Genomic DNA, 499 nt, shown 5'->3' with positions numbered 1-499 from the left:
CCATCGACGCGGCCAGCCTGTGCCTGAAGTCGGGCAACGCGACCATCCTGCGCGGCGGCTCCGAGGCGATCCATTCCAATCAGGCGATTGCCCGCTGCATCCAGCTCGGCCTCGCCGAAGCCGGTCTGCCGGCTGCTGCCGTGCAGGTCGTGGATACCACCGACCGCGCCGCAGTCGGCGCGCTGATCAGCATGCCGGACTATGTCGACGTGATCGTGCCGCGTGGTGGCAAGGGCCTGATCGAGCGCATCAGCCGCGACGCCCGGGTTCCGGTGATCAAGCACCTGGACGGCATTTGCCACGTCTATGTCGACGTTGCGGCGGATGTGGACAAGGCCATTCGCATCGCCGACAACGCCAAGACCCAGCGCTTCGCGCCGTGCAACACCATGGAAACGCTGTTGGTGCACCAGGGCATCGCCGAGCAGGTGCTGCCGCCGCTGGCCGCCATCTACCGCGACAAGGGCGTCGAGCTGCGGGGCTGCCCGCGCACGCGCGC

The 499-nt window shown here is 68.3% G+C and carries 1 protein-coding gene; it reads left to right on the top strand.

Features of this window, described 5'->3' with window-relative positions; translation table 11 throughout:
* The coding region (locus ACU8YC_RS26375) for an aldehyde dehydrogenase family protein (RefSeq protein WP_446896176.1) at nt 1–499 on the top strand (499 nt) is incomplete at both ends.

The sequence above is a fragment of the Citrobacter sp. VF227 genome (assembly GCF_052950715.1).
This window is presented reverse-complemented; position numbering and strand designations above follow the sequence as displayed.